Below are 4,326 nucleotides of genomic sequence, written 5' to 3' on the forward strand. Positions count from 1 at the left end.
CGCTTTTACGGCGTACAAAACACTGTAGACATCATTGTACTCATCGTTGAAAAAAGGGCCTCGTACTCCGGATGGGAATTCACGGCTAATATCAGAAATCTTCTTACGAGCCTGATACCAGGATTCATCCAAATTTTTTCTGCCTATTCCCCCTTTGAAGCGCACCTCAATCGCCCCAAAACCTTGACGTGAGTACGATTTTACATAGTCAATATACTCCAGTTCTTGAAGTTTACGTTCAATACGGTTTAGCACCTGATTTTGAACTTCCTTGGCCGTTGCACCGGGCCATGCGACTACGATACTCATCGTCGGAACATTGAAATTTGGATCTTCCGAACGTCCGAGTTTGGTGAACGATACAATACCGGCAATCAAAACGGCGATAATCAAGAAAAGGACCATAGGACGATGTGTTACCGCCCATTCAGAGAGGTTAAAATCCTTCATACACTACCTCTGCTCTCAAGATTTCCGTCGGTTCGCTCGATAGGACGAATTTTCATAGCCCCGTCAAGCTTTTGCGCCCCTACCGTAACAATACGCACGCCCTCGTTCAAACCGCGAACGCGAACACTATCAGTACCATGGTTCAAAACATTCACTTTCACAAACGAGAGGGTATTTCCCGTACCATTTATGACCCACACACCGGGAGTGTCATTGGTTTTAACAAGTGCACTCAACGGGACATTCACCCCCTCATCGCTTGAGGGGAGAGATAATTGAAGCTGTGCCGTGCTCCCCAACGCCATACGATCCATCGTCGCTTTTGATTCAGACATCGGCTCATATCGGGCACGGTAGGTTCTCCCTTGCACGGAAGCGATCGGAGATAGCTCTCGAAGATGCAAAGATACCGATGTTTTAGGATCACTCCATGATTGTGCTGTTGCTTTATAGTGTTTGGCTTTACTCACCATATCTTCGGGCAAATCCACCACCACTTCGCGTTCACCCTCTTTCGCCAGTGACACAACACTTTGCCCCTCTGCAACGACTTGACCGACCTCCATACGTAATAATGTCACGACACCGTCATAAGGTGCAATAAGCGTTGCATAGGAGTGTCTGTTTTTGGCAAGTTCAAGCTGTTGGCGCGCTTGTTCTACACGTGTTTTAGCAGCGTCGGCACGAGATTTTTGACGCTCCGCATCCGCCACTCCCATCGCTCCATCACCTGCCAATCGCCCGAATCTCCCCTCATCCGAGCCCGCCTGATCCGCATCGATAACGGCAGCTTTGTATTGGGCATTGGCTATGCCCGTAGCGAGTTCGTAGTCCACACCATCCAGCTCGGCCAAAGGTTGACCGCGAATAACTCTATCCCCGACATTCACCAAGCGTTTTACCACTTTACCTCCGGTACGAAAACTTAGATCGCTCTCAAAGCGTGCGCTTACCGTTGCGGTCAACCATCGCTCTTCCATTCCGCCGGCTTGATGGATTGTCGAGACATATACAGGGGTAGGCGGTGCTTCGTGTTCAGCTTTTGGCTTGCTGCATCCACCAAGGGTTATGGCTCCGACAATAACGATATTGATAGGAATGATGTATTTAGTCATTTTATTCATTGGTAGATACCTTTATTGGATTTTTGTGTTGAGACGACCAGCCTCCCCCTAACGCTTTATAAAGCTGTACATCTGACAATAATCGTTGTAATTCATGCTCACTTAGCGCTATTTTATTGACCAAAACGCCTCGCTGCATATCGAGTAGCGGCAGCTTATCAATTTGCCCTTCACGATAAAGTGATTGCGTAGCTTTAAGAGCGTGAGATTCTCTACTCAGAGCGGCTTTGACCTTTTCACCGCGCTTGATCTCCTCAGATTGCACGACAAGAGTGTCTTCAACCTCTTTGAGTGCTGTTAAAACTGATTTCTGCCACGCGATTAGCGCTTCGCTCTCCTGAGCGTTTTGTGCATCTATCCCTGCTTGAATCCGTCCTGCATTGAAAATCGGCATGACAAAAGCCGCAGCAACGTTTGAAAATGGCACCGGGGCCAAATCAAGCCCGTTAATACCGAAGTCTTGACGACCGACAAGAGCATTAACAAAAAGCTTCGGCCATGTTTGCGATTGTGCCTCTTTTGAGCGCAATGACTCTGCACTGTAGTGTGATTCAGCGGCCATTAAATCCGGACGTCTCCGCAATAAATCACTCGGTTGGGAAACCCCTATGGTTTGTGATTCTGGCCAAATATATTGGCTTGCTTCTGCTACTGAAAAGCTTGATGGGTTCTCCCCTGCCAAAACAGCAATCTGACTTTGCAAGGTTGCAACCCATACCCGTAGCTGCGGTATCTGAGCATCCAGAGTATCGGCCTCTGCCTCCGCTCTATTCACATCAAACTGACTCGATTGCCCCTGCGCATAGCGTCTGGAAACGACATACGCACTCTCATGCTGTGTTGCCGCCAATGACTCTAGTAGTCTGAGCCGTTCTTGTACCGCGCGTAACGTAAAATAGTTGCGTGCGATTTCACTGCTGATCACCAGCTGTGCACCCACAACACCATACTCGGCAGCCATTGCATCGGATTCTGCCGCACTTTTTGCCGCACGCAGCCCTCCGCCGATGTCAATCTCCCAATCAATCCCCAAACCCATCCTGTAAGCTCGGATATCGGGCAATCCCTGTTTCACCGCCTGCGGAAATCCACTGCGAGATTTCGAAGCTGAGGCTTCAAGATTGATCGTCGGCAAAAGACGTGAGGCTTGAGCGTCTCGCATCGCATCCGCCGCAGTGATACGTGTCATTGCACTGCGTACGTCATGATTGTTTTTAAGAGCTTTTTCAATCAGTGCCGTTAAAACCGGATCGTTGAAACTCTTCCACCACGCTATCTCATCGGAGGCTATTTTTTCAGCTTCTGCATAATGATACGTTGTCGAAAGAGGGGTCTGTAGTTTCGCTAGACTCGCTTCCGGCGTCGCACAACCCGATAACAACAGTGCCGATAAAACCGATAGTTCTAGTACATGATTGCGCATAAAATGATTCCCCCTGATTTCACTTACTTGTTGATCATATTTAGAGCAAATCGCGGCGAAAGGCGACTGATCATTTTAAGTGCAGCGCTTTGTCCCGGTTTTATTTCCGATATGCCGCACTCAATTTTTTTGATCGCAATTTTGACGAGCTTCGATACGGACATGACGTTTATATTTTTTTGTTGATTGTCATAAGCATCGATCAACGGGGTTTGCGTAAATTGCGGAGCCACTTCAAAAACTTTTACGTCCGTATTTTTGAGTTGAAGTCGCAGCGAATCGGTAAAAGAGTGCAATGCGGCTTTGGTTGCACAGTACACAGGAGAATTCGCCAAAGGGACAAAGGCTAATGCGGAGGTAATATTGACAATGGCCGCTCTCTTTTGTCTCTTCAGAAGCGGCAAGAACTGTGTACTCATACGGATCGTTCCGATAAGATTGGTATCGATCTCTTGCGTGAGGTTGGTTAAATCACCCTCATCTTGCAAATCGATCTTTTTCATGACACCTGCATTGTTGATCAACACATTCAGTTCCGGAAACATTCTTGAGACCTGTGCATACAACGCTGTAATCTCTTGAGGATTAGCAATATCACATCGAAAGGTGTGGACATTTTTGAGCTCTTTCTTCGCAAGATCTAGTTTTTCCTGATCGCGACCCGTTATGATGAGTGTGTTTTCTTCGCACAATTGACGCGCGAACTCATAGCCGATACCGCTTGTACCACCCGTAATGAGGATAGTGTTGTTCTTCATTTTCATCTTTATTTCCTTCAGTAAGCTCTGTGTAATTTTACTTGCATGATGAAAGTATATTATTTTTGCTATAATTATGCAAGTAAAATTCACCAAGGATTTATGATGAAACGAAAAAGCTATGATGAAATGCCCTGTCCTGTCGCTCAATGTCTGGAACATATAGGTGAGTGGTGGAGTATGTTGATTATTCGAGATGCTTTTTTTGGGATGAAACGCTTTGACGAATACCAAAAAAGTTTGGGGATTGCCCCCAATATGTTGACGAGACGATTAAATGATCTAACTGAATCAGGAATACTGGAGAAACAAAAATATGGAGAAAGCGATAAACGCTATGAATACGTTTTAACGCAGCGCGGGATGGATTTGGCTCCGATACTTATTATGATGTTAAACTGGGGAAATCAACATTATCCTCCAAAAGGGGTCAAAGTCAATTTGGTCAATATCCATACCAATGAGATTGCCGAACCGATCGTAATCGATAAAAAGACAGGAGAAGAAATAACACTGGGTAGCTACCAAGTTAAAGTTTCCGAGGATTAAAGTCAAGAACTAAAATCTTGAC

At 46.2% G+C, this 4,326-nt stretch carries 5 protein-coding genes; 1 reads left to right on the forward strand and 4 read right to left on the reverse strand.

What is annotated here, in order from left to right; all coding sequences use genetic code 11:
• From A3G19_RS09910 to A3G19_RS09925, 4 genes are all read right to left on the reverse strand, one after another.
• On the reverse strand, positions 1–450 hold a 450-nt coding region (locus tag A3G19_RS09910), incomplete at its 3' end, for an efflux RND transporter permease subunit (RefSeq protein ID WP_294872474.1).
• Entirely contained in the window at positions 447–1,574 is a 1,128-nt protein-coding gene (locus A3G19_RS09915) for an efflux RND transporter periplasmic adaptor subunit (protein WP_015654611.1), read from the reverse strand. The genes A3G19_RS09910 and A3G19_RS09915, both read right to left, overlap by 4 nt.
• Entirely contained in the window at positions 1,567–2,997 is a 1,431-nt protein-coding gene (locus A3G19_RS09920; protein ID WP_015654612.1) for an efflux transporter outer membrane subunit, read from the reverse strand. Before A3G19_RS09920 ends, A3G19_RS09915 begins: the two co-directional genes overlap by 8 nt.
• A gap of 23 nt (positions 2,998–3,020) precedes the next feature.
• On the reverse strand, positions 3,021–3,761 hold the full coding sequence (locus A3G19_RS09925) for an SDR family NAD(P)-dependent oxidoreductase (protein WP_015654613.1): 741 nt from the start codon (positions 3,759–3,761) through the stop codon (positions 3,021–3,023).
• Between the two features lie 99 nt (positions 3,762–3,860).
• Between A3G19_RS09925 and A3G19_RS09930 the strand changes: the two genes are divergently transcribed.
• Positions 3,861–4,304 carry a helix-turn-helix domain-containing protein gene (locus tag A3G19_RS09930; RefSeq protein ID WP_015654614.1) on the forward strand — a complete coding sequence of 148 codons (444 nt, stop codon included), beginning with the start codon at positions 3,861–3,863 and terminating at the stop codon, positions 4,302–4,304.
• Positions 4,305–4,326 lie beyond the last annotated feature (22 nt).

Origin of the sequence: Sulfuricurvum sp. RIFCSPLOWO2_12_FULL_43_24 (genome assembly GCF_001829605.1) — a bacterium.
Lineage (GTDB): Bacteria > Campylobacterota > Campylobacteria > Campylobacterales > Sulfurimonadaceae > Sulfuricurvum.